Annotated in this window: 23 protein-coding genes; 11 read left to right on the top strand and 12 right to left on the bottom strand. The window is 40.2% G+C overall.

The genetic code is table 11. The features are described 5' to 3' along the window. Window positions 1–12 precede the first annotated feature (12 nt). Window positions 13–321 carry a glutaredoxin family protein gene (locus tag RMY00_RS18415; RefSeq protein WP_322648914.1) on the bottom strand — a complete coding sequence of 103 codons (309 nt, stop codon included), beginning with the start codon at window positions 319–321 and terminating at the stop codon, window positions 13–15. Window positions 322–337: 16 nt separating this feature from the next. On the opposite strand from RMY00_RS18415, the gene RMY00_RS18410 reads away from it, so the two are divergent. From RMY00_RS18410 to RMY00_RS18400, 3 genes are all read left to right on the top strand, one after another. Next, window positions 338–688, top strand: a complete 351-nt coding sequence (locus tag RMY00_RS18410; RefSeq protein ID WP_322648913.1) for a DUF952 domain-containing protein — start codon at window positions 338–340, stop codon at window positions 686–688. Window positions 689–831: 143 nt separating this feature from the next. Then, window positions 832–1,014, top strand: coding sequence for a DUF4089 domain-containing protein (locus RMY00_RS18405; protein ID WP_322648912.1), 183 nt, complete (start codon window positions 832–834; stop codon window positions 1,012–1,014). Further along, entirely contained in the window at window positions 1,011–2,414 is a 1,404-nt protein-coding gene (locus RMY00_RS18400) for an AtzE family amidohydrolase (protein ID WP_322648911.1), read from the top strand. The genes RMY00_RS18405 and RMY00_RS18400 overlap by 4 nt, the downstream gene beginning before the upstream one ends. On the opposite strand, the gene RMY00_RS18395 is transcribed toward RMY00_RS18400, so the two are convergent. The 4 genes from RMY00_RS18395 to RMY00_RS18380 all read right to left on the bottom strand — a co-directional run bounded on the left by RMY00_RS18395 (window position 2,406) and on the right by RMY00_RS18380 (window position 5,809). Continuing rightward, the gene (locus RMY00_RS18395; RefSeq protein WP_322648910.1) at window positions 2,406–3,035 is read right to left on the bottom strand and encodes a Uma2 family endonuclease; all 630 of its coding nucleotides are present in this window, start codon (window positions 3,033–3,035) and stop codon (window positions 2,406–2,408) included. The two genes, RMY00_RS18400 and RMY00_RS18395, sit on opposite strands and share 9 nt — an antisense overlap. An 893-nt stretch (window positions 3,036–3,928) precedes the next feature. Beyond that, window positions 3,929–4,438, bottom strand: coding sequence for an N-acetyltransferase (locus tag RMY00_RS18390; protein ID WP_322648909.1), 510 nt, complete (start codon window positions 4,436–4,438; stop codon window positions 3,929–3,931). Then, the gene (locus tag RMY00_RS18385; RefSeq protein ID WP_322648908.1) at window positions 4,435–4,944 is read right to left on the bottom strand and encodes a GNAT family N-acetyltransferase; all 510 of its coding nucleotides are present in this window, start codon (window positions 4,942–4,944) and stop codon (window positions 4,435–4,437) included. Before RMY00_RS18385 ends, RMY00_RS18390 begins: the two co-directional genes overlap by 4 nt. 445 nt (window positions 4,945–5,389) lie before the next feature. Next, window positions 5,390–5,809 carry a hypothetical protein gene (locus RMY00_RS18380; protein ID WP_322648907.1) on the bottom strand — a complete coding sequence of 140 codons (420 nt, stop codon included), beginning with the start codon at window positions 5,807–5,809 and terminating at the stop codon, window positions 5,390–5,392. Window positions 5,810–6,225: 416 nt separating this feature from the next. Here RMY00_RS18380 and RMY00_RS18375 point away from each other — a divergent pair, with 416 nt between their 5' ends. From RMY00_RS18375 to RMY00_RS18365, 3 genes are all read left to right on the top strand, one after another. Then, on the top strand, window positions 6,226–6,786 hold the full coding sequence (locus tag RMY00_RS18375; RefSeq protein ID WP_322648906.1) for a Uma2 family endonuclease: 561 nt from the start codon (window positions 6,226–6,228) through the stop codon (window positions 6,784–6,786). A 120-nt stretch (window positions 6,787–6,906) separates the two neighbouring features. Continuing rightward, a complete protein-coding gene (locus RMY00_RS18370; RefSeq protein WP_322648905.1) occupies window positions 6,907–7,098 on the top strand; it encodes a hypothetical protein in 192 nt (63 codons plus the stop codon). A 90-nt stretch (window positions 7,099–7,188) separates the two neighbouring features. Beyond that, a complete protein-coding gene (locus RMY00_RS18365; protein ID WP_322648904.1) occupies window positions 7,189–8,340 on the top strand; it encodes an AI-2E family transporter in 1,152 nt (383 codons plus the stop codon). A 457-nt stretch (window positions 8,341–8,797) separates the two neighbouring features. On the opposite strand, the gene RMY00_RS18360 is transcribed toward RMY00_RS18365, so the two are convergent. From RMY00_RS18360 to RMY00_RS18350, 3 genes are all read right to left on the bottom strand, one after another. After that, the gene (locus tag RMY00_RS18360) at window positions 8,798–9,646 is read right to left on the bottom strand and encodes a DUF928 domain-containing protein (protein WP_322648903.1); all 849 of its coding nucleotides are present in this window, start codon (window positions 9,644–9,646) and stop codon (window positions 8,798–8,800) included. A 195-nt stretch (window positions 9,647–9,841) separates the two neighbouring features. After that, on the bottom strand, window positions 9,842–12,172 hold the full coding sequence (locus tag RMY00_RS18355; protein WP_322648902.1) for a CHASE2 domain-containing protein: 2,331 nt from the start codon (window positions 12,170–12,172) through the stop codon (window positions 9,842–9,844). 168 nt (window positions 12,173–12,340) lie between these two features. Then, entirely contained in the window at window positions 12,341–13,309 is a 969-nt protein-coding gene (locus tag RMY00_RS18350) for a DUF1822 family protein (RefSeq protein WP_322648901.1), read from the bottom strand. Window positions 13,310–13,872: 563 nt separating this feature from the next. On the opposite strand from RMY00_RS18350, the gene RMY00_RS18345 reads away from it, so the two are divergent. The 4 genes from RMY00_RS18345 to RMY00_RS18330 are packed head-to-tail and all read left to right on the top strand — an operon-like array spanning window position 13,873 to window position 18,664. After that, complete coding sequence (locus RMY00_RS18345; RefSeq protein ID WP_322648900.1) at window positions 13,873–14,517, top strand: sigma-70 family RNA polymerase sigma factor; 645 nt, start codon at window positions 13,873–13,875, stop codon at window positions 14,515–14,517. 43 nt (window positions 14,518–14,560) lie between these two features. Then, complete coding sequence (locus tag RMY00_RS18340) at window positions 14,561–15,523, top strand: DUF1822 family protein (protein WP_322648899.1); 963 nt, start codon at window positions 14,561–14,563, stop codon at window positions 15,521–15,523. A gap of 26 nt (window positions 15,524–15,549) precedes the next feature. Continuing rightward, a complete protein-coding gene (locus RMY00_RS18335; RefSeq protein WP_322648898.1) occupies window positions 15,550–17,883 on the top strand; it encodes a CHASE2 domain-containing protein in 2,334 nt (777 codons plus the stop codon). Between the two features lie 13 nt (window positions 17,884–17,896). After that, on the top strand, window positions 17,897–18,664 hold the full coding sequence (locus RMY00_RS18330; RefSeq protein ID WP_322648897.1) for a DUF928 domain-containing protein: 768 nt from the start codon (window positions 17,897–17,899) through the stop codon (window positions 18,662–18,664). A 408-nt stretch (window positions 18,665–19,072) separates the two neighbouring features. On the opposite strand, the gene RMY00_RS18325 is transcribed toward RMY00_RS18330, so the two are convergent. Together RMY00_RS18325 and RMY00_RS18320 are read right to left on the bottom strand one after the other, a co-directional pair. Next, on the bottom strand, window positions 19,073–19,732 hold the full coding sequence (locus RMY00_RS18325; protein ID WP_322648977.1) for a sugar transferase: 660 nt from the start codon (window positions 19,730–19,732) through the stop codon (window positions 19,073–19,075). A 209-nt stretch (window positions 19,733–19,941) separates the two neighbouring features. Further along, window positions 19,942–20,280: an STAS domain-containing protein gene (locus tag RMY00_RS18320; RefSeq protein ID WP_322648896.1), complete on the bottom strand. Its 339-nt coding sequence runs from the start codon at window positions 20,278–20,280 to the stop codon at window positions 19,942–19,944. A gap of 1,019 nt (window positions 20,281–21,299) precedes the next feature. Here RMY00_RS18320 and RMY00_RS18315 point away from each other — a divergent pair. After that, window positions 21,300–21,596, top strand: a complete 297-nt coding sequence (locus RMY00_RS18315; protein WP_322648895.1) for a hypothetical protein — start codon at window positions 21,300–21,302, stop codon at window positions 21,594–21,596. A 2-nt stretch (window positions 21,597–21,598) separates the two neighbouring features. Here RMY00_RS18315 and RMY00_RS18310 read toward each other — a convergent pair whose 3' ends face one another. Further along, window positions 21,599–22,276, bottom strand: coding sequence for a response regulator transcription factor (locus tag RMY00_RS18310; protein ID WP_322648894.1), 678 nt, complete (start codon window positions 22,274–22,276; stop codon window positions 21,599–21,601). After that, a complete protein-coding gene (locus RMY00_RS18305) occupies window positions 22,269–23,720 on the bottom strand; it encodes an ATP-binding protein (protein ID WP_322648893.1) in 1,452 nt (483 codons plus the stop codon). The genes RMY00_RS18310 and RMY00_RS18305 overlap by 8 nt, the downstream gene beginning before the upstream one ends. Window positions 23,721–24,257 lie beyond the last annotated feature (537 nt).

The following is a 24,257-nucleotide window of genomic DNA, read 5'->3' as shown; positions in this document are numbered from 1 at the left end:
CATTATTTTTTTCTAATTGGCTAAATACTTACGCAACATTTGCTCCAACTGCTGCACACTAGCACGAGGAGAAGGACGAGGCAATGGTGCTTCTATAATTTCTCCCTCCGCGCCCTTGGCGTCTTCTCTGCGAGACGCTTCGCGAAGGCGGTTCGATAAATACAGTACTGGCACTTCATACTCATACGCCGCGAACCAATCTTCACGAGTCGTAATATCCCTAATTTCCAACTCGAAACTGAGATTTTGGATTTTTTCTAGCTTTTCTTGCAAGCCTTCACATAAATGACAGCCGGGCTTACTGTATAAAATTAATCGCATTTGTTAATTAATTACCATGAACACTATTTTACATATCACCAAAAGCGAACAATGGGAACAAGCAAAAATCCTCGGAACTTATCGCGGTGATACTTTAGACTCGGAAGGATTTATCCACTGTTCGACAGCAGCACAAGTTATCTGGGTGGCGAATCGTTTTTTTGTTAATCAAAAGGGTTTGGTAATTCTTTGCATTGATTCTGAACAAGTTAAAGCAGATATTCGCTATGAAGCTGCGGAGGTAAATAATTTATTTCCTCATATTTATGGTGAGTTAAATATTGATGCTGTGTTTCAGGTTGTTAATTTTGAGGCGGGAGAGGATGGATTTTTTGTGTTGCCGAAAGAGGTTATAAGTTTAGAATAATACCAATTTGAAAAAAGAATGCGACAAATAGACCATTTGTAGAGACGCGATTCATCGCGTCTCTACTTTACCCAAGGATGTGTTGCAATCATTAATTGAATTAGTATAACGAACCGCCAAGACGCCAAGGACGCAAAGAAGAGATGGAAGGGTTTAATGTGGGTGAATATGTTGATCTTATGGCGTTGTTGTTGGATTTGCAGCTAAGGGATGAGTATCGTGATGGTGTGGTGGCAAATTTTGAGAGAATTAGTGCGATCGCTAATCTGGTAAATTCTTTTCCTCTAGCAGAGGATATTGAAGTTGCACCAGTTTTTGAACCATGAATGATGCTGTATCGATAGCTACTGCTGTACGTGAAGGTAAAGTTAGCGCGGTGGAAGTTACCAAGGCTGCGATCGCACAAATAGCAGTGCGGGATCATCAACTTAACTGTTTTACGGCTGTGACTGCTGAAACAGCTTTAACAGATGCAGCCCACATTGACAGGGAAATTGCCCAAGGTAATCATCCTGGAATACTTGCTGGTGTACCTTTTGCAGTGAAAAACCTCTTCGATATCACTGGTTTAACGACTCTGGCGGGTTCAAAAATCAATGCAGAAAACCTAGCAGCAAGCCTTGATGCAACCGCAGTAGCGAAGCTGAAACAAGCCGGTGCTGTGCTGGTTGGCGCTTTAAATATGGATGAGTACGCTTATGGATTTGTAACGGAAAATTCCCATTACGGTGCTACTCACAACCCCCATGATTTACAGCGAGTTGCTGGTGGTTCATCGGGTGGTTCGGCTGCTGCTGTTGCTGCTGGGTTAGTACCGTTAACATTGGGTTCTGATACAAATGGTTCAATTCGGGTTCCGGCGGCGTTGTGTGGCGTTTTTGGTTTTAAGCCGACTTACGGAAGGTTATCTCGTGCTGGGGTAGCTTTATTTTCTAGCAGTTTTGACCACATTGGCCCTTTTGCGCGTTCGGTGCAGGATATTGCTACGGTGTTTGATATGCTTCAAGGAGAAGACGATCGCGATCCAATTTGTACAAAGCGTCCGCCTGAATTGGTTTTACCACAACTTAAACAAGATATTTCTAATATCAGAATTGCTATTGCTGATGATTATTTCACCAAAGGCGCAGAACCAGAAGCTTTAGCAGCAGTGCAAAAGGTAGCTGATGCTTTAAATGTCACTGAATACGTAACCATACCAGAAGCACACCGCGCCCGTGCAGCAGCTTTTGTGATTACAGCTAGTGAGGGCGCAAATCTGCATTTGGATAAGTTACGATGTCGTCCTCAAGATTTTGATGCAGCAACACGCGATCGCTTTTTAGCAGGGGCGTTAATTCCTAGTAGCTGGTATCTGCAAGCCCAACGCTTTAGAAAATGGTATCGCGATCGGGTTCGGGAAGTCTTTCAAAATGTAGATATAATTCTTGCCCCAACTACACCAATTTCCGCACCGCTAATTGGTCAACAAACTATGATTTTGGATGGGGAAGAAATTCTTGTCCGTCCTCATTTAGGATTATTTACTCAACCATTATCTTTTATTGGTTTACCCGTTTTATCAGTACCAATTCAGCGCCAAAATGCTTTACCTTTAGGTGTGCAATTGATAGCAGCACCATATAATGAAGCGTTAATTTTACAGGTTGCGGCTGCGTTAGAGGTAAAGGATGTAGTTTCAGCACCAGTGATATCTCCCAGCTTCCCTCCCTCTTCTTCAACCTAAGCGCTGTTTGAGTTCACGAATGGCGACACTGGTATTGCGATCGTAGGCAACTTCAAAGCACCTAGCAACTATATCCTGGAGATTTATATCTGAAAAATATTTGCTTTGAGTTTGAGCAAGATATTCTGTACCTTGTAACTGATAAATACACAGTTGTTTTTTGCGGTATAGCCAGACTTCTGGAACTTGGTAAGGGAGGTAATCATTCACATCAGAATAACTCGTTACATCAATCTCCAGCACCAAATCAGGAGGAGGATCAACACTCCAGTCAATTCGCTCCTTACCAGATACGGCTTCCCAATGGTCAATATAAAAACAATAGTCTGGTTCGATTCCACTCTCCTCTAGTAATTCCATTGTCACAGGAGTAAAAGCATCGTACTCACGTCCAACATAATCCAGCAGAACTGTAATGATATTTGCGATTAAATGGGCATCACGTCCATGTTTAGGAAGAGGAGACATGAGCAAGACTTCTCCATCTTGGAATTTTATGCGAGGAATTGAATTGCCACCTCGTTGCTGACACAAACTCTGATAATCTTGCCAGGTTGCAGGCAACCGCACAACTGCTCCCACAGGTAGCTGAATTTTCTCAAGCGAGACTAATGCAAACATAGCTCAAACTTTAGAAATTGAAAGCTCAAGGTTATTATAATTCTTTTTTTGAATGCTTAAAAATTAATTTTTTGGGACAATTTATTCTTTAGAAATCTCTTAAATAATAATTGAAAATTTTTGTAAATTGCTGCGTCAAACTTTTAGGGCTAAGGCCCAGACGAATACTTTGCTCCAGTGTATCCACAAATTTTTACCTATACTATTCCTTTTTCTTCTGCTGTTACCGAAGCATGGTACACGCCCTACGATAACATTCCAAATATTAAAGCATTCAATACGATTGATGTTAGACCTGCCGATAACGCAGTTCAGCTATCAATTAGAGCACAGTCTGGAGTACCAGGAAGGGTACGCCTGAGAATTTATGTTAAGCACTAAGGAGTGTAAGGCGTTGCATAATGGCGGTATGAATTGAGATTAAACTGGATATGAATGTGTGCGTTGTCGGTCGTGCCACATTCCTAAAAACGGAAAGATTCATAGATAAACAGAATCAAATTTGCTGTGATTGCAACGTGCATTCCGCCCGGTTCGCTAAAGCTAATTCATTGACCGCTATAGACCTCTTGCAAAAATAATTCATGGTACAATAATAAGCTTTAAAATTTGCGTTCAATTTGAATTAGGGACTTCCAGAAATTAAATTATTCAATTTTCTGAGCGAAGATGATTGTTAGATTCTTCCTCCCCTGCTTCCCCTGCTTCCCCTGCTTCCCCTGCTCACCAAAGCGATTGTATATTTTTTTAGTTGGAAGTCCCTTAGACATACCAATGAAGTAGTAAAGTTTTCTGCATCGATTTGGATGTGCATTTTTAACAAAATTCTTAATGCATACCACAAAATAATTTTGCAAGAGGTCTACTGAATTTTTGATTAGTGCGAGATAATACTATACCCCATCAAAAGCAGATGGATAAAAAACTTTTCCTTTATACTTTTGATGATAGCTTTGCAGTGGTTTAACCATGAAGACATCCTCTGGTACTGGAAAAGGAGACTCGATTTCATAAACAACAGAAGGCTGAAAGCCAAAGCGAGTATAGAAGTGGGGATGACCAAGGACAATCACTATAGCTTCTTTCTTTGCCTCTGCTATTTCTAACCCTGCTTTTATTAGTGCGCTACCAATACCTTTTTGTTGAAACTTTGGACGAACTGCCAAAGGTGCTAAACCGAGAACCTGTAGTGTTTCTTTACTCACCAGATCAATGTAGCTGAATAAAATATGACCGACTACAATATTTTCAATCTGTGCAACCAGAGAAAGTTCTGGAATATAGCGGTCAGAACGGCGAATTTTCTCTACAAGTTTAGCCTCATTTTCTTGCCCAAAGGCTAATGTATTCACCTCAGCTATTACTGTGTAGTCTGACAAAGTTTCACAACGGATATTGATCATTTTAAAACTAATTCCATAAAAACCCAGTTAGCTCGATATTCTAAAGGAATCTCTGTTTTTTCTAAATACGGCTCGATATCCTGAAAGCCATATAGGCGATAAAGTGTATGTGCTTCCTTTGCAAAAGGGGTGCTGTCTAAACGAATCTTTGAGTAACCAATATTAGAAGCTTCATTGATGATAGTTTCTAATAATGCTCTACCGATTCCTTTTTTGCGAAATTCCGGCCTTACATACATCCTTTTAACTTCGCCAATATCTTCACCAATTTTTCGCAAGCAAGCGCAGCCTGCTATTTTTGCTTCGTATTGTCCCAAAAGCAAGCGTCCTAAAGGAGGTATAAATTCGTGCAGTTGAGTCATATATTGCTCAAAGAATTTATTCACATCTAGATTGATGCCAAACTGATGACTGAATATCAACTTAGTCTCGTTAAAATATTCCCAAAAGAGTTGGTGTATGTGAGATTTATATTCGTCAGTTTCTACCTGTATAATTTTCAGCAAAGTTTATGCCTCCGCTAAGTAATTAAATAAAAATCGGTATAACTCACCGTTCGCGTAAATCGCAAATACACAAACCACCTTCTAGACGTAAAAAAGCCACCTCTACTGCATTTAGCAATTCAAAAGCACCTGCTAACTCTGCAAACGAGGATATTTCCCAGCAAGTATATTCAGGTTCAGCAACAATTACAGTTACTGCCGTTGAGGTCGAAGAATTAAGCTAGGCAAAACAGCGCGATCAGCCTGACGGGATGGCTACGTTTACCGCCTGCATCTAGAACGCCGTGTGGAAAGAGCATTTTTTGAGGCAGGTAAGGCGTTGGCATAATTGCATGATGGGCTACGCCCCACCGTTGGCGATCGCCGACTATACCGTTCTACGCGCCTGAAAGTTTTTATTGATAATCCTTGCTGGGTAACTAAATTACGAGTTATTAATAACAGATTATCTTCTTCTGCGTCTGTTATCTAATAAATTAACAGCAGCACCAGCAGCAGCACCATTGACACCATTTTTCCAGGTAGTTCTACAACCACCAGAAATTGCACCTGCCAATACACCAGCACCAGCACCTACACCGATATCTTGAACAGGTAAACGTCCGTTTCTTCTTCTGGCTCTGGCGCGTCTTGCACCATTGGCAGCATTAACAGCAGCACCAGCAGCAGCACCTTTAAAAGCATTGTCTAATACCGAACCACACTTTGTTACAACTCCACTTAAGACACCTGCACCGGCTCCAATGGCTGCATTATTAATAACTCGGTCATCAGCAGAAGCAGGTTGAACCGATATTAAGCTAGTACTAGATAAAGTAGCAGCCATCAAGCTAGGTAAGAATGCGCGTTTTAGCATATTTTGCATGGTAGTACCCTCTAAAAATCTTATGATTGGTGAACAACCAAATTTCAGTGCGATCGCTAATCCTCATATTTCTAATTTTAGACAATAGCAATATTATCTAAAAGAAGGATATTTGGATAATTACACACACTAAAACGTAATTTTAGCCCAAGTTTGTTGTATTTACTGAGTGGACAATAATTAAACTGACCAGAAGAGGCAAGGGGAGCAGGGAGCTTTCTAGCAGATATTGCTATGTTAATAGCTTAGTTTGATCTAAAATGTCTCAGCACTAAAAAAAAAGTTCATCGCCTCATAGGTTTGGCAAAAAGATAATTTATAGCACCTATCAGAAACGAAGGATGCGAGGATAGCAAGCTTTAAGAGTAGGCGATCGCACGCCCATAATAAAACTATCCCCTTCATACTATTTACTTATGGCGATCGCAACTCAACCCCAACTAACTTTAGACGAGTTCCTCACACTACCAGAAACTGAACCAGCATCAGACTTTATTAACGGAGAAATCATTCAAAAACCAATGCCCCAAGGTGAACATAGCTTGCTCCAAGCTACTCTTTGCGAAACAATTAACAGCATTGCTAGAAATCAAAAAATTGCTTACGCTTTCCCAGAACTACGCTGTACCTTCGGTGGTGCTTCTATCGTCCCTGATGTCTCTGTGTTTCGCTGGGACAAAATTCCTAAAACAGCATCTGGCAGAATTGCTAACCGCTTTGAAATTCATCCCGACTGGGCAATTGAGATTCTTTCTCCAAACCAAAGGTTAAAAAAAGTGTTGAGTAAATTATTGCATTGTTCGCGCAATAGTACTGAACTCGGCTGGTTAATCAACCCAGAAGACGAAAGTGTGCTAGGGATTTTTCCTAGACAGCGATTGGAATTATACGAAGGTGCTGATAAATTACCCATCTTTGACGGTATCGAATTGGAACTGACTGTAGAACAAGTTTTTGGCTGGTTGAGTTTGACGTGAATAAAGCAAAGGTATTTCCTAAAGAAAGTTGGAAAGGATTGTATCTGTAGGTTTATTGTAGAAACTGGGCGGTACAGCGCAAATTCGTGTGTACCACAAAAATTTGTATGCCGTACTTTTATGCAAAATCAACTAGGATTTGTTCTGAAACTGCTTTTACTCTCGGCTTTGTTATCAGTATTAATTAAGTATGCAGGGCCAAGCCTATCAATTCCAGTAACAGCAACTAACGCGCTAATTATAGTATTGTTGCCGATCGCGATTATGGCGATCGCGCTACTGTGGCGATTCCAAGCACAGAAACAAAATTAACTCAAACCATAGACGCACAAGTGACTAAAATCAGTTAATCTAGCTGAATTACCAAAAAATTGCATCTCGCCAACCGTCGGGAGTCAGCCTGTGAACCTCGGTCAATGGATCGGCTTAATCGCCATACTTCTTTCTTTATACATCCTGTGGCAAATTCGGGAAGTGCTTTTACTGATGTTTGCCGCAGTTGTGTTAGCTACCACCTTAAATCGGCTAGCGAAACGCTTCCAACGCTTTGGCATGAAGCGTGGATTTGCTGTCCTCCTCGCAGTAGCTATCTTTTTTGCAGTTATTGTAGGTTTTTTCTGGCTAATTGTGCCGCCATTTGCACAGCAGTTTCAAGAACTAACCTATCAGGTTCCTAAAGGGTTTGGGCGCTTTAATGATTGGCTTGATGCCCTGAGAACTCATATTCCTAACCAGTTAATTCCCTACGTCCCAGATATTAATAGTCTCATCCAACAAGCACAGCCCTTCGCCAATCGCCTATTGGGAAACTCCTTTGCCTTTGTATCTGGCTCTTTGGAAGTTGTCCTCAAGATTTTGCTAGTGTTGGTTTTAACGGGAATGATTTTAGCCGACCCCGTGGCTTACCGCAAAGTATTTGTGCGGCTTTTCCCCTCATTTTATCGGCGACGGGTAGATGGGATTTTAGATAAATGTGAAGTCTCTTTGGAGGGATGGATTACAGGCGCTTTCATTGCCATCTTTGTAGTCGGGCTGATGAGTCTGATTGGCTTATCAATTTTGCATGTCAAGGCAGCACTTGCTTTAGCGGTTTTAGCGGGATTTTTTAACTTAATTCCCAATCTGGGCCCCACGATGAGTGTAATACCAGCAATGGCGATCGCCTTTTTGGATGAACCTTGGAAAGCGATCGCTGTTTTAATTCTCTACTTTTTTATTCAACAGGCTGAGAGTAATTTCATCACGCCAGTTGTTATGGCGCATCAAGTTTCATTGCTGCCAGCCGTTACCTTAATTGCCCAATTATTTTTCGTCACCTTCTTTGGTTTTTTAGGATTATTTCTGGCGCTACCCCTGACTGTTGTTGCTAAGATTTGGTTACAAGAAGTACTGATCAAAGATGTTTTGGATGAATGGGGAAATAACCATAAAAAAGAGACTGAGCTTGTGATAGTTCCTGAATCTCTTGCAGCAGATGATAATTGGACAGCAGAAAATCCCGATATTAATCGGGAGCGACGCATTGATGATGATATTTTGCAAAAAGAAGATTAAAACAATTCGCAATGGGCAACTCTTGGAGACGCTAAAAGCAAACGCCCCGCGACACTAAGGCAATTATGTTTTTTTTGGGACGGTGATTTAGATTTGTTCTGATTGATTAGTTTGTTACCAAAACCCTGTAGAGACCCGAAATTTCGCGTCTCTATAACCCCGCAAAATTAATGGGACAGACTACTAATACTAAGTTAATCAATTTTAGATTTTAGTTCTGAAAATCCTAGTTGGTAGTGGTCGAGTTACCGCTCACTACCAATTAGGATTTTATTTTTATATTTAATTATGGCTACCTCCTTATACCAATTCGCAATGACGCTTGTTCCTCTCTACGAGACGCTACGCGAACGCTAACACTATTAAAAAACTTACTTAGCAAAGCTTTCAGGGTTTATATCTGTTTCATTATTTTAGTGAGTTAGTATTAGTTGCTCTGGATAATGTGTTTCTTAGTCTAAGGTTTATCCGAAACTATCGGTTCTGCTGCAACATCATCTAAACGGATGCTGCTTAACAAGTTTTGCCACTCTGCTTGTAGTGCTGCATCTTTAGGATTTTGATCGCGCAGTTGGGCCAGTGTCGTCAGTGCTTCGTACCATATCCCATTTTGGGCATAGATGGCATAGCGCTTTAGAGGTTCTGTAGTTTGTAGCTCTTTGAGAGCGGCTGGTTTGAGTTCGATTCGTTGTATTACTCCTTCAACAAAAGTCGGGGGAGAATTTTCTTGTTTATCACAGTTAACGGTTAAAAACCAGCGATATTGTTTGTTTAGTGCCAAAGCAGGAGCGCTGGTAGGCAGAGAAACGCGGATAACTCCTGGTTTATCTGGTAGAGCGATCGCTTCTTTGTAAATGTCCTTCAAATCCTGATCTTGCAGTACAAATTCGACTGCATAGGGCAAATCTTTAGTATAAGGCACATAGAAAAACAAACTTGGGTGTTCTTCCGTTGTCTGTCCCCAGACATTAGTCACCGAGTTAGCTTCCTCAGTGAAAGGCACTAAAGCAGTCAGATCAGTTTTAGTAATAGGAAGTGGACATGCATCATCCCCGCCGTCGCGCTTCGCTCCACCACGAACGCGACCTGCGGGAGGGGGGCCAGATGGAAGTGAGGGTTGATTAAAAGCAGTGGCTTGAGCAAGGTTCGTTTTAACACCAGGGTGTAGGCGTAGCCCGCCGTAAGCATCGCTAGCTGAAGAACTAAGAGTTGGTTTTGCCAGTACTGGAGTCAGGCTAACTAGTAAACTAGTGCAGCTAAAAGCTACTACTAACAATGGTTTTATTGGTTGTGAATTTGACTTCATAAAAACCTTCCCTTAAGTATGCAAACCTAATAGAATTATCTACTAGTTATCCAAAAATTTCATACAGAAATCTTTTTCCACTCCCTAGTGAACTCTAAGAATTAAATTATCCAAATTTGTCTATCCAATACAATTATCAGATTTTTTTCCCCTACCTGCCTTAACAGATCAATTTTCTTAACTAAGTGTATTGCTCTATTCCCCGGTAGCCGCCCGAACTTTTTTTGGTGAATTAAATATTGACATCAAGCTAACCGTGACAATCAACGACAAAGCCGAAGGTACAAAGGGCACCCAAGCACCCGCAATTAACAGACCAAAGCAAAGTAAATATAGAACACTAGAGGTAATAATAAGTACCAATGCTAACCAAGGGAAGGAAAGCTTTCGCCAAACCAAGACTCCCCCTATTAAAGACCAGCCCCAAATCCAGGCGACCTCAGCCCACAGTGACCAAACCCGCAGTAAGGGTCGCCCATCCTGCACTGCACTGAGGATTTGGCTGATCATCTGCGCTTGTACTAACACTCCTGGCATTTGCTGATCTAAAGGAACGCCGAATGGTGTAGGCCAGGTGTCTGGAGAATCCCCCTTTGCCACCACACCAATCAAAACAATTTTATCTTTGATCGCACTAGGGTTAATTGGACTAGATAAAAATTGGGTTAGCTTCACCTGTTCGGCTATTTGTTTTGGGGAACGGTAATTGAGTAAGATTTGTCCACCATTGGCATCAATATTTTGATAGCCGCCAGTCCGAGATTTCAGGTTCTCAAAAATAGTTTTACCTAACTGCAAATTCCCTTCAGGAGTGAACTTTGGTTCAATCCCTAAAGGGTGCAGATACCGGGAGGCGAGTTCTAGACTGAATGCAAAGGGAGCAGGACACAACGATGTCGCCTCTTGGTTCATGAACAGGAGATGCCGACGGATAACTCCATCACGATCGTGAATAAAGTCACTGAATCCCAAATTTGTCTTAGGGATTTCTGGCGGCGGCTGATTTCCTGGAATATTTACTGTGACATCACTTCCTTTACATACGCCAATCAAATTCTCAGTTTTTTGAAGACGAGTAATTAAATCTGGTTGTTTGGCTTTAAAATCACGGTAGATGTCCAAGCCGATCGCACGGGGTTGGTATTGATTCAGTTTTGCCAGGAGTTTGTTAAGAGATTTTTCGGAAATGGAAGCTCCAATTAAATCCTCGTTATTTTTTCTTTGAATTGCCAGATCGTCATCGTCAATTGTAATTACCAGTAGTCGGGAATCAAGTCCTTCGGCAGGGCGCGATCGCATCATCAAGTCATAGGCTGCGATCTCTAAAGTTTCTACCAATCCCAGCAATCTCGGCCCACAAACAAAGCCTGTAATCACCAAACTGGATAATAAAGTTATTATAAATCTCTGTCTAGTAGACAAAACTAAATTTGCTGCTTCAGTTTTTGTAGACCTTAATTCATTCCAAGTAGGTGGGATCTGCGCTGGATTTTGGCAAATCATTGGTAGCCAAGTCGCACAGGGAAATTTATCCTCAAGTCCTTGCAACCGTTCCCGCGCTTGGCGTACCGACTGATATAAAGGTTCGCCACTGGCAAAACCTTCGAGAAAATACTTTAAGAACTCCTTGGCAACTTGATCTGGGACAGGTTCACGCATGACGATCATCTGAGGGATTTGCAAATCAGCTAGTTCTCGCGCCAATCCCAATCCATCACAGGAGTTGAATATAGCTAGTTGCAAGCCGTTTTCAATGGCTTTCTTTAGAGCATACTTTAACTCGCTAATGCTGAGACTATCAGTTTTATTCAGGTAAATTCGTCCGCTTTCGCCATTTTTGTTACTAGAACTGTGCCCAGCAAAAAAGAGAATATCCCAGTTTTTTCCCCAAAGATGCTCAGTCAATTCCTTCCGTTGTGGTTCTACCAGAAAGCTGACCTCTGCATTACTACACTGTTGCAGTAAAGCTTGATCGGCCTGGGTGTCAATTCCTTGACTATTGCCCACAATCGCTAAAATATTGACTAAGGGATTTTTTGTGCGTGGTTTGTGAATGCGATCGTAAGATGGTGAAGAAAGGGCGATTTCAGCCTTGGGGTAGCGTTCTAACAAATCCCACAGATGCCAGGGTAATAACTGCAATTGGCTATTTTCTGTTTGCAAAATTACCCGTACTTCTTCCGTGGACGACAATCTTTCTAACCATTTTTCCCTCAAAGGGCGAAACTCCTCTGCTCGCAGCCACGTATTAAAGCGGGCCCGCAAAATATGAGAAGCGTTTTCGCAATCTTGAATCATCGATACATTCGTCACCTGCATTTTGTCAGCATGGAGACGATAACGATTGCCTATCTGCCGATAACTAGACTGCCAATGACTATAATAGAGCGGCATTTCGGGAAATGAAGGTAATTTTCCCGTAATTTCTGTTGTAGCACGCTCGTGTTCTTCACCAATTTCGAGGGTTACAGCAAACCCTTGCTCAAAACTACCCTCTCCAAATTTCAGAACCACTAACTTACTCATGCCGTTGCTATCCCCCTGTAGGAAACCATGCCCTGTTCTCATGTTTCATCACAAGCTCTACAAGCATTTATAGATTTTTTTCAAAATCCTTAAAAGCTGGCTTGAATTTTTAATTAACCAATTACCACTTAATAAATTATTGACAAAAAGGGAAGATAGCTAGATGTTTTAAATTCTAAAATATTCGGTAATGCTAGTATCATTTATGGCTATTTTAACGCTAAATTGTTCTCTAGGTTCACCGCGAAACTGCAACTGAATGTAGTTATCTAATTTTCTAGATTGAGCATCTAGAAATACTGTTCCCGAACTATCTAAAACGGTGAGATGAACTCCTGGTGGCAAGTAAATGTGATTACCAGTGGCGTGCAATTGGAGATGAATACTGGTTTGCTGATCCTTTTCTGGGCTGATTTCTACAATCAACATGACAGGTTGGTTGAGAATTTGGATACCCAAATCAATCAGTTTTGCACGTTTAGTAATTGATTCTGGTCGGTTAAGGGCATTTAATTCGATAGTATCAACACTGCGAAAGGCATAAGTTGGTCTGAGTTCTGGCACGTTCCACAGAGATTCAACAGTCTGCCAACCTGTCTCAAATATACCAGCAAACCATTGACTTAGATTCACCATTGGACTAGCTGGGGATTGGCGCAGTTGGCCCAGGTGGTCTATAAACGCTTCCAATGGTTGCAATTGCGCTAAAGGCAACGTTTCATTTTTGACACTGGGAATAAAACCAAGCAACCTCGCTTCTTGGAGCGATTCATCAAATTGAACTACTAAATAACCCACCCGTTCTTCCCAAGTTTCTGGAGGAATGGAACATATCTGTTGATGCAAATGGACAGGGCGACACTCCAGACGACCAATAGAGGGCACTTCTAAATCAGCTACATCCCCACAGAGGCGCATAATTGGGTTCCAGCTGTCACTAGCTTGGAGGTTAGTAGGAATATCCATCATTTCTAAGTAGTCATTTACCACCCACACAGCCAAGGTATTCAGCCGAACTTGCTCTGCTTTTTCAAAATTTGGCTGCTGGTTAGCAAATTGCTCGGCAGTTATCCGAGCTAATTGGGAAATCGGCAATGTTAAAGCGGAATTGTCTAGCTGGTGGGTGGAGTTAGTCATAAGGAACTTCTTAGTTGATCAATGCTGCTGTATACATATCACCCGCATTAACTAAATTTATGCCACAAAATAGAGAATAATTATTGGAAAAAAAATAATTAGGGATTGAGGGCTAGACCTCAACAGTTATCGGTTATCAATTAATTTGTCTGTTGGGAGTCAAAGTCCCCGACGAATACAAGTGGCGTGTTTCATTCAGGGTCAAATCTGCGACTGCTTCCAATGATTAAGCTAATCGCCATTCATTTTTCCAGGTTGATTTGTTTATAGTAAGCAGTTCCAAGCATGCTTTTATGCAACATAAATGCTCATAAGCTTAACTGTTCACTAATTTAATCCGGTTCGGGCAAGATGCTCACCTTACAAGATTAGATAATTTATTTCTTGGAGTTCCCTAACCAAGGTATTCCTTAACTAAACAGTATTAATACTTATTTACATCTCTTTCATGTCTGAGCGAAAAGTTTTGTAACGATTGTGGCTAGTCTGTGTAAAAATCGCAATCCATACATGAGAGATATATACAGATTGGCAAGTTGGTGCGTTTGAATTCGAGGTCTTTTATGACTAACGGCTGGAGAAAAGAACTAGATGTACAACTTAAAGAATTAACGCTCAAAGCCCAACAACACCCATACGCAACCAAAGAACAGCGTGTAGCTTTAACACGGCTGATGAATGCGATTTGGCAGTCGGGTAGACTGATTCATCCTTATAAGGGCCAATTTCAACTAGTTTATGAAGATATTTATGATGAGGCAGTACAAAATTTATTTTTCTATCTTTGCCAAGATAACAATATTAAAAAGTATGATCCAGAACGCGGCGAAGTTCTAACTTGGGTAAATATGCTATTGAGTAAACGCTTTTTTCCAGAAGCTATTCCCAAGGTTATCGGCAAAGGAAATGAAATAAATCTCGAAGACTCTCATCTGGAAAATATCCCATCATCTCAATCTCAACCAATGTCTTTATCTGAACAAATAATAGAATATATAGAATCTGATCCAGAGTTTATTTTTTGCCAAGAACACATCAAAGGTCATCCAGAAGCAAATTTTCAAGCTATAGCTAAAAGAAGATACTCTGGAATTTCCTGGAAAGAGATTTCGGCAGAATGGGGTATTGGAATCACATCTCTACATAGTTTCTATCAACGATGCCTAAAAAAGTTTACTGATAAACTCCAAGAATATATATGTATTTAATATTTAAGAAACTTTAGTCATCTAATCAAAAAATATGGAGAAAATGGCAGATCCTTTAAAATTTACAGGGCCTATACCGCCAGATGGAAGACATCGAGCAGAAGAGTTATGTAGGCGACAAGCCACGCCAAAAAAAGCTGAACAAGTTCATCTCAATACTTTGTCTGTGTCTTTCGTAAACTCTTATCTACAATACATGGGATTTGAGACAGACTTAGGCAAAAGCGATAGTTGGAACCCTGTACAGCAAACACTTATGGATGTAGCCGATTTGTCGCTCAAAAATTTGGGATCGTTAGAATGTCGCCCAGTGTTTGAAGATGCACAATTTATTTACGTACCGCCTGAAGTCCAGTCAAATCGAATTGGCTATGTGGCTGTGCAGATAAAGAAATCATTTCGAGAAGCGACACTGCTGGGATTTGTCAGGCAGGTACAAACTGATTTGTTACCAATCAACCAGTTGCAACCTTTGGACAATCTACTGGAGTATTTAGAAGAGCTTACTCAAGTGAGGCAAGCTGAGTTAGCTTCTCAATTGCCCACTGACAGTAAGACTTTAGTTAAACTCAAACAATGGTTAGAAAATATTTTTGAGTCTGGTTGGCAAGAAATTGAAACTATCTTTAATTATCAAAGTGCTAATCCAAATTGGAATCTAAGAAGTGCTAATGGTTCTTTTGTTAGCAGGGGTAAGCTGATTGATTTAGGAAAGACAGGAATAATTCAATCTGTAATTCTAGTCGTTGGTTTCATTCAAGAGAAGGAGCAGGAAATAGATATTATCGTAGAAGTGCATCCTACATGGGGAGAAATTTATCTACCACCAAATCTCCAACTGATGGTAATTGACTTTGAAGGAGTAGAGGGAGAATCTATTATGGAAGCGCAAACTAGAAGCAGTAACAAGAATATTCAATTGCAGTTTAGTGGCGATGTAGGAGAACGTTTTAGTATTAAATTGGTCTTGGGAAATATTAGCGTGATAGAAAGTTTTCTCATCTGAAGCGAAAAACAATTGGGGTGCTGCAAATGGGAAAGTTAGTTGTTCTGAAGCTTGATGGCGATTTGGAGTTAGGGGTGCGGGTAACGTTGGAGATTGGAGAAGATGGGAAGCGTCCCACCATAGAAACCTCTGGTCATTTACCTCCCAATCTAGAAATAGCTAAAGCAATTGATGAGTGGCGGTCAACTTATTGTAGTCTGGGAAGTGGTCGCCTCAAAGCCAAAAAAATTATTTACGACGGTTCTATTACCCAACGGCGTGATGAGTGTCAAAACAAAGGTTGTGAGTTGCGATCGCACTTAAATCACTGGCTAGAGTCAGAGTCATTTTGGCGGATTCGGGAAAAATGGCTGAAACACTTAATGCCCAATGAAGAAGTGCGAGTGCTGATTCGCACTGCTTCTATGCAGCTAGAGAAACTTCCTTGGCATCTATGGGATTTGCTCGATCGGGACTACACCAAAGCCGAAGTAGCTTTGAGCATTCCAGAGTTAGAACAAGGAACTGTATTGCAGACATCTACCTACAGACATAAAATCAACATATTGGCAGTTCTGGGCGATAAAACTGGTATTGATGTGGACAAAGACTGCGAGTTACTAAAAAAATTACCCAATGCTACCACAACCTTTTTGACACAGCCCCAACGCAATCAGATTAACGATCAACTGTGGAACCAACCTTGGAACATTTTATTTTTCGCTGGTCATAGTAAAAGCGAAGGTGAGACTGGTCGCATTTATATTAATGATCAAGATAGTTTAACAATTGCAGACCTGAAATATGCCCTGAGAAATGCCGTCACCAATGGGTTACAGTTGGCAATTTTCAACTCCTGTGATGGATTGGGATTAGCGCAAGAACTACAAGATTTACATATTCCCCAAATTATTGTGATGCGGGAACCTGTGCCTGATCTTGTGGCACAAGCATTTTTAAAACATTTTCTGGCAGCTTTTTCTTCAGGCGCATCTTTATATATTGCAGTTCGCACTGCCAGAGAAAAACTGCAAGGATTAGAGGACAAATTTCCTGGGGCAACTTGGTTACCGATAATTTGTGAAAATCCTGCTGCCATACCGATGACTTGGCCAAAGCCCCGAATTAAATCTAATATTGGCCTACTCACAAGGGGATTGCTAATGAGTGTGATGCTCACCATCAGCGTGCTGGGAGTCCGGCAAATGGGAGGATTGCAAACATGGGAGTTACAAGCTTACGATCAATTAATGCGATCGCGTCCTCAAGAAAAGCAAGATCCGCGCTTGTTGATAGTCACTATCACCGAAGAAGATTTTCAGTTACCAGAACAAAAGGAAAGAAGAGGGTCGCTTTCGGAGCTAGCACTAGCCAGACTTTTGGAAAAACTTGCACACTTCCAACCCAAAGCCATTGGTTTAGATATTTATCACGATCAACCATTACAACGCAACCAAGCTTCTTTAGCAAGTAGGTTGAAAACAGATGACAAGCTTTTTGCAATTTGCAAAGTTCAAGAACTTACAAAAGAACGTCCAGGAATTTCAGCTCCTTTGGGGGTTCCGCTAGAACGTCAAGGATTTAGTGATATTATCCCAGACTCAGACCACGTTCTGCGTCGTCATTTATTGGCAATGCAACCAGCAGACGTAACTTCCCCTTGTACGGCACCCTATGCCCTTAATGCTCAACTGGCATTCCACTACTTGGAGGCAAAAGGTATCTCTGCCAAATACAATGATTCTGGGGATTTGCAGTTAGGTAAAGTTGTTTTTAAGCGGTTGCAGCCTCATAAGGGTGGCTATCAACAGGCGGATACGGGGGGCTACCAAATATTGCTCAATTACCGATCTTTCCAAGGTTCTCCTGGAGAAATTGCTCCTAAAGTCACACTCACAGATGTTCTTAGCGGTAAAGTCAACGCTGAACAAGTCAAAGACCGAATTGTTCTCATTGGTACTACTGCCCAAAGCTTTCGTGATTATAATCCTACCCCCTACATGACTGGGCAGGGTTTTTCCGAAGAAATACCAGGGGTGGTTCTGCAAGCACAAATGGTGAGTCAGCTAGTGAGTGCGGTGATGGATGGGCGACCTTTGATATCAGTTTTGCCTGTTTGGGGCGAAGTTTTATGGGTTTGGAGTTGGTCAGTGGTTGGAGGTACGTTTGCCGTAGCTGGATCAGTAGCGATCGCACCAAGCGATCAATCAAGACTATATTTAATATTGGCAGGAGGAGGTGTACTTGGAGTCTTATACGTTTTTTGCTTAATTCTCTTTTACCAAGGGATTTGGGTTCCCCTAGTTCCGTCAGCTTTGGTTTTAGTGGCTACTGGCGGTACTGTGGCAATTTATCTATTTTCACAACAAAGCAGAACTTGAGGCATAAATAAAAATGAAGTTATATGTGCAAAAGATTCAAATTTTTCTCGCTGTTAGTTTAACATTCTTTAGCTCTATAGATGTGCAGGCACAGCCTGCATCTAACAGACAATTAAATCAATCATTGATTTTCGCAGCCCCGCCTCCACCAAAAGGCATCGGGGAACCAGGTAAGCGAACAGAAGCAGGTAGTCGTGGCTGTGGTCAGGATATAAATAAGCTCCTGACTTCTTCTCAAAAGCGGCTCACAGCTTTAGTACCTGTTTATTCAAACTCGGAATTGGTGTTTGGCACAACGATCAGAGACCATCCTAGTTTCGTATTCTATGTTCCTTATGCATCAGACTTTGCATCTGGAGAGTTTGTCCTAGAAGATGAAGCAGAACATCAGACTACTTACAAAACTGCTTTAACGGGGACACCAGGAATAGTAAACCTTCGCTTGCCTTCAATTGCAGCACCTTTAGAGATTGGCAAACAATATCGATGGTATTTTAACATCTACTGCCAGAAGGATAACCAAATTATTGCTAATGTTGAAGGCTATGTAAAACGGGAGCAACTAAAGCCTACTTTGAAAACTCAATTGGAAAAAGCAACACCAAGCCAGCAAGTAAATCTTTATGCGGCTAATGGTATTTGGTACGAAGCGCTGAGTGCTGCTAGTGAATTGCGTCGCACCAATTCGCAAGATACTTCTTGGACGGCGCTGTTGAAAGCTGTGGGTTTGAATAATTTTGCAACTGAACCAAAGGTGGAGTGCTGCAATCTTGAGAATTAGGGCGTTGCATAAATCCAATTCGCAATTCGCAATAAATCCCGCAACAATGCAACGCCAGAATTGACAGTATGGACTGTGCCACTTCAAAATTAAGTTCAATTCCAATTCCTGCCGTGAGCGTTGGTTTGTGGGATTCCACCAGAAAGCGATGCTCACTTCTCGTTGCAGTCCATCATGATGATACAGTCCTGTACAACAGTCTGATATTTTTTGAATAATCCTAATGCTTGAGAGAATACTTTTGATTGCTCCTCAAAATTACTATTTTCCAATCTAGGTAAAAATTTTCAATATATTTGGATAGTCATTTTATCATAAATTAAACTAATAATCATCAAATTTTTCGCTGCAATTTAGTCCGATCAATTACCAAATAAATTATTTGATTCTCCTGAAAATTTTGGTATGTTAGCAAGCACCAGTCTTATTTGACACAACTTTTAAAGTTTTTAAGATGAGACTAATATCATAAATGATAGACCACTTACGTTGATAGTCTAAGTCCATGTGAACAATATCTTCAAAGTTTTTAATACTGGAGCGACCATGAGCCTGCCATTCACCAGTTATACCTGGTTTGACATTCAATCTTTTCCAGTGATGTTTTGAGTAGTGTATCACTTCATTGGGAGTGGGAGGGCGAGTACCAACTAGACTCATTTCCCCCACTAGTACGTTCCAAAACTGAGGAAGTTCGTCTAAGCTAGTGCGGCGGAGAAACCTTCCTATACAGGTAATACGGGGATCATTCTCATTTTTGAATATCTGATCGCTTTGAGCTTCATTCTTAACTAGATGCTTAATTTGATCAGCTCCAACTGACATCGTGCGGAATTTCCAAATTCGGAAGTAACGCCCATTCAAACCACAGCGAATTTGACTGTAAAAGATAGAACCCGGGCTATCTAACTTAATAGCGATCGCAATAGGAATTGCTAGCACTACTGTAATTGATAGCCCTACAATAGCACCCAAGATGTCAATCATCCGCTTGGCTTTACTGATTACAGAGGGATGAACTGGAAGTTCAGCTTGAGCAGCATTATGGAGATCATCTATAACTGGCATCTGAAAACGGTTGGAAGTAGAGGTATTAGACATAGTAATTACAGTTTCGGTAAATAAATTTACGAACTCAATCGTCTACACATTTCCTTATTTCAATAGTTTTTAAAAGTAAAAATGGGATTGTTTAACAGGTTCAGCAAATAAATATGTAACCAGCTAATCTCTAATCTATTATTTAAAATATTTGCAGTAGCGTAGCAATAAATACTTCATAGTTGAGCATTAAACATCGTTACGACGGCATCATAATTTTCATAAATTTCAAACACTGAATCCATCTGAGTCAGTTCAAAGATCATCCGAACAGGTGCTTGCAGATTGCAAATTACCAAACGACAACCACTTGAACGTATAGCTGAAATCCCCTTAAGTAAAGCGGCTAAACCCGAACTATCCATAAAATCTACTTTGACTAGATCAATTACCCAAAGATGTTTGGGGTGAGCTACTAAGCTAGATAGCTGTTCTGTTAAGGTATTACTATGTTTTGAATCTAAGCGTTGCTGAGGTTGAATCACGATCAGTTGACTTTCTTGTGTTAGAGTCATAAGTTTTATAAATTTAATTAATTAGCTAAAAAACATCAGAGGTGCGTAATGCACTATATATAGCGTTTCAACATAATTAACCCAAATATCGCTTAAGTATTGTCACAAGCAGTTTTTAATCCAGGGGAAACGCGTCTAAAGTATAAAGATTCTTTAATAGCAAGGGTTTCGGAGTTTTTTAATTTAGCCTATTTTTAGGATAATATCCTTATCCAACATGGGTTTCAGAAATCCCTGCGTTCGCTCTGGCTTTTAATCAGTCTTGGTGGTGACTTCAAAGTTTAAATCGTTGTTAAGTAAAGACTTAGCGAAGCCTACATATACTTTCATACGCAAATACCATCATAAAATACTATCTTATGGCTACTTAATTTATTTTTTATACAGTATCCTAATGAGGAATAAAATTATCCAGTTAACTATCCGCTTGGCTGTAGCATACAGATAGTTTAAATTTCATAATTAAGTAGGCATGAGAAAACCCATGTATGTTTAATTTTGTAAAAGCTATAAAATGGGCAAATTTATAAGCTATTAACAGAATTAGTGTTAAACGCATGACATGGTAATTCAAAATATTTCAATTGGTGAGTGAGAAAATTTTTTTATCTTATCATCAATATAGTCAACTAATAATAGTAGTCTATGGACTTGTTAGATGGTGACTTAATCGCTCATGCTTTTTATGTTTTAATACTTGAGTTTTTATGAAAAAATAGATTGTTTTCTATTTTTACACTTTAACGGATGATTTAGTCCCACTTATTCGCTCAATATCTTATTTTCATGTCAATTAATTGCTTATAATTTTACTTCCTTTGTAAATAGAAAAACCATTGTAGGGTAGGCATTTAGCACTTGCAGATAAGTCGTAAGTAGATAAAATTATTTCAATATTCTAAAAATCCCTATTTCTTTTTGCAAAATGCTCTTGAAAACCTGAATTTTTAGTTTTAACTTTTCAATAAACTTAAGCTTTGTAACCCAAATATTATTAGTCGGATAGGTTCATAAATTATATGGAAAGACCAAGAATTATGGTTATTGGTAGCAATGTTACTACCGTGCAGCGTGTCAGCAGTCATTGCCTAAAACAAAATGCAGAAGTTTTGCCATATTACTCTATTCCCACACTTGAAGAGATAGCTTTGTTTGCACCTCATGTATTAGTGCTATGCTTGCCCATACCTGAGAAATTCCAGCATCAACTACTTCAGCCTTACATTTTGTGGTCAGAACAACTTATGAATGACATCTCACCAATGGCGGCTACCACTTTTACAGAATTATCTGCCTGTTTACATAAATTTCTCTAAGCTTAAATCAACCCTTGGCGTACAGCTAAAGCTGCTGCTTGGACACGATCATCAACGCTCAGTTTGTTGAGAACCATACGTACATAAGACTTGACGGTTCCAAGTGAGAGGTAGAGTTGGTTTGCAATCTGCTGGTTTGAGTGGCCTTGTGCAATAAGTTTAAGAATCTCGCGTTCACGATTACTGAGAATCGGTTCCGCTATTACTTTAGATACAGGAACATCGGGAGTGACAGCCGTTGACCTAAGCATCCGAGCAACTTTTTGAGCTATTAGAGGATCTAAATAAGCACCACCTTGAAGTATCAATTGAATGACGGCGATGAGCTGTTCCCACTCAATGGTTTTAAGGCAGTAACCATCAGCACCAGCTGCAAGCATTCCCATGACCTGGGTATCTTCGTCAAAGGCACTTAAGGCTAGAACACAAGTGTTCAAACAGCTACTTTTTATCTGCTGAGTAGCTGTAATCCCATCCATAACTGGCAGATCAATATCCATTAAGACTAAATCTGGTTGCAGTTGGCTAGCTAATTCAACAGCCTGTCCACCATCTAATGCTTCTCCAACTATACTAAAACCAGGTTCAAGGCTAAATTGTCCTTTCATTCCTCGGCGGATTAAAGCGTGATCATCAACTAATAGAACACGCACAGTTTTGTCTTCGTCAATCTTAGGCATTATTCCTGTTACATCTGGTTATATTATGTTCATATCTGCAATTAACGTTATTTATGGCACTTGGGAGAGTAAACCAGAAAGTACTTCCCTCTCCAAGAGAGCTTTCGACACCAATGTTTCCTCCGTGAGCCTCAATAATTTGACGACATAAATATAGACCAAGCCCACTTTTTCCACGATGCTTTCGTCCTTGAATAAAGCGGTGGAACAGCTTTTCCTGAGCTTGCGGCGTAATTCCTGAACCGTAATCACGCACCGAAATCTTTACTTCGTCCTCTCCATAAGGCGCTATTTCAAGAACAATTTCCCCTTTAGGCTTACTTACCCGCACAGCGTTATCAAGTAAGTTTTGTAAAACCCGTTGAATTTCTAATTCATCACCGTAGACAGTTGGCAGCAATTGAGAAATTTTACAAATGAAGGCTAGCTCATTTGTAGATATTGCTTTTACCTGATTAATTACTTTAATTAAAATCTTTTCCCAATTCAGGCGATCGCACATTAAACAAGCGCTGCGTGCTTCATAACGGGAGATATCTAAGAGGAGTTCTACAAGCTTAAGCAGATCCTCATTAGCTTCATGGCACTCTTCAAACACTTCTTTCCAAGTTTCATTTACTGGGCCAAAAGCTCCTCTGCTCATACAGTCTAGAGTATTACGAGTGGCAAGTAAAGGAACACGGAGGTCGTGGGAAAGTGCAGATATCATGTCTTCAAGCTGTTGGTTACGCACCTCAATGGTTTCTTGACGGTGACGAGTCTCATCAGCGATCGCGTTCAGAACTCCAGCTAGTTCCCCGATTTCATCTCTAGAAGAGTAGCACAGTTGCACTTCCATTTGTCCCGCTTGCCAAAGTTTACTAACTTGTGTCAATTTGTCTAATGGAAGCTTGACACGCCGATGCAACAACTGGAGATTTAAAACCGCTCCAAACAAAATGACTAATGTGTTGAAAATGTTTATCGCAGTGTTAATATCATTCAAGTGCTGTACACGATTTTTCCGAACCCTCAAAAGCATCTCTTCGCGCTGAATCAGTTTCTCAATCTCGTTGTGCAAGGAATCAAATAAAGTGCTTTTTGCTAGAGCAGAGTTGCTGACAGAACCAGAAAACGCTTTTTGCTTCAATTCCATTTGCCACTGGTTATAGATATATCTAATTTTATCGAGTTGCTTTATTTGAGCAGGGTTGTCTTGTACAAGATTATACAGATGGTTGAAGCTGTTGTCGAAACGGGGCTTTTCCTTACCATAATCTATAGGATTGCTTTGTCCCTGACCAGAATTTTCTAGAAAACCTTCTTCTTGATTATCTATCACAGCATTGAGTAGACGTTCTCCTTCTTGCTCTACCAATAAAGTATGGGTTACCCGGGCACATGCTTCTTTATTTAAGTGTGCTATCAAGAGGTTAAAGGCTTGCTGTCCAAATAAAAACAACACTAGTATTAAAATACTAGTATGGAGAGGAGTTAAAAAATTACCTTTCCTAGATGAATGAATTAGAAAATTTATCAAGCTAATAGCTATCACTATTTAATATCTCCACCACCTTAATTACAGTCACCTAGCATACTAATTAAATTTCTAGACTATAGAACTGCAACAGCTTTACTGATATTAAATTTTCAATGTTGTTATCCAAAAGCCTTAACTGTTTATACATTAGATATCAATATCCTTTATATTTTCTAATCTTCGGTATTAACAACTTATCCATTGTATTAAATGATGCAGTTATATTGTGGTGACATGCTTTGCTTTGTAGTTAGATTTATACTGACATTCTTTGCTTTTAAATAATAACATGATATATAAAATTAATACATCTTATATAAGATTTCTTGAAAGGGCGGCAAGAATTGTAAAAGTGTTACAGGTAAAGGGATTTAAAGTAAAAGACCTTCTCAAAAAAAATGAAGCTTATTAACAATAACTATGCAGTTATTAAACATCTATTTATGAAGTACAGTTTGATGG

The sequence above is a fragment of the Nostoc sp. ChiVER01 genome, assembly GCF_034531155.1.
GTDB lineage: Bacteria > Cyanobacteriota > Cyanobacteriia > Cyanobacteriales > Nostocaceae > Nostoc.
This window is presented reverse-complemented; position numbering and strand designations above follow the sequence as displayed.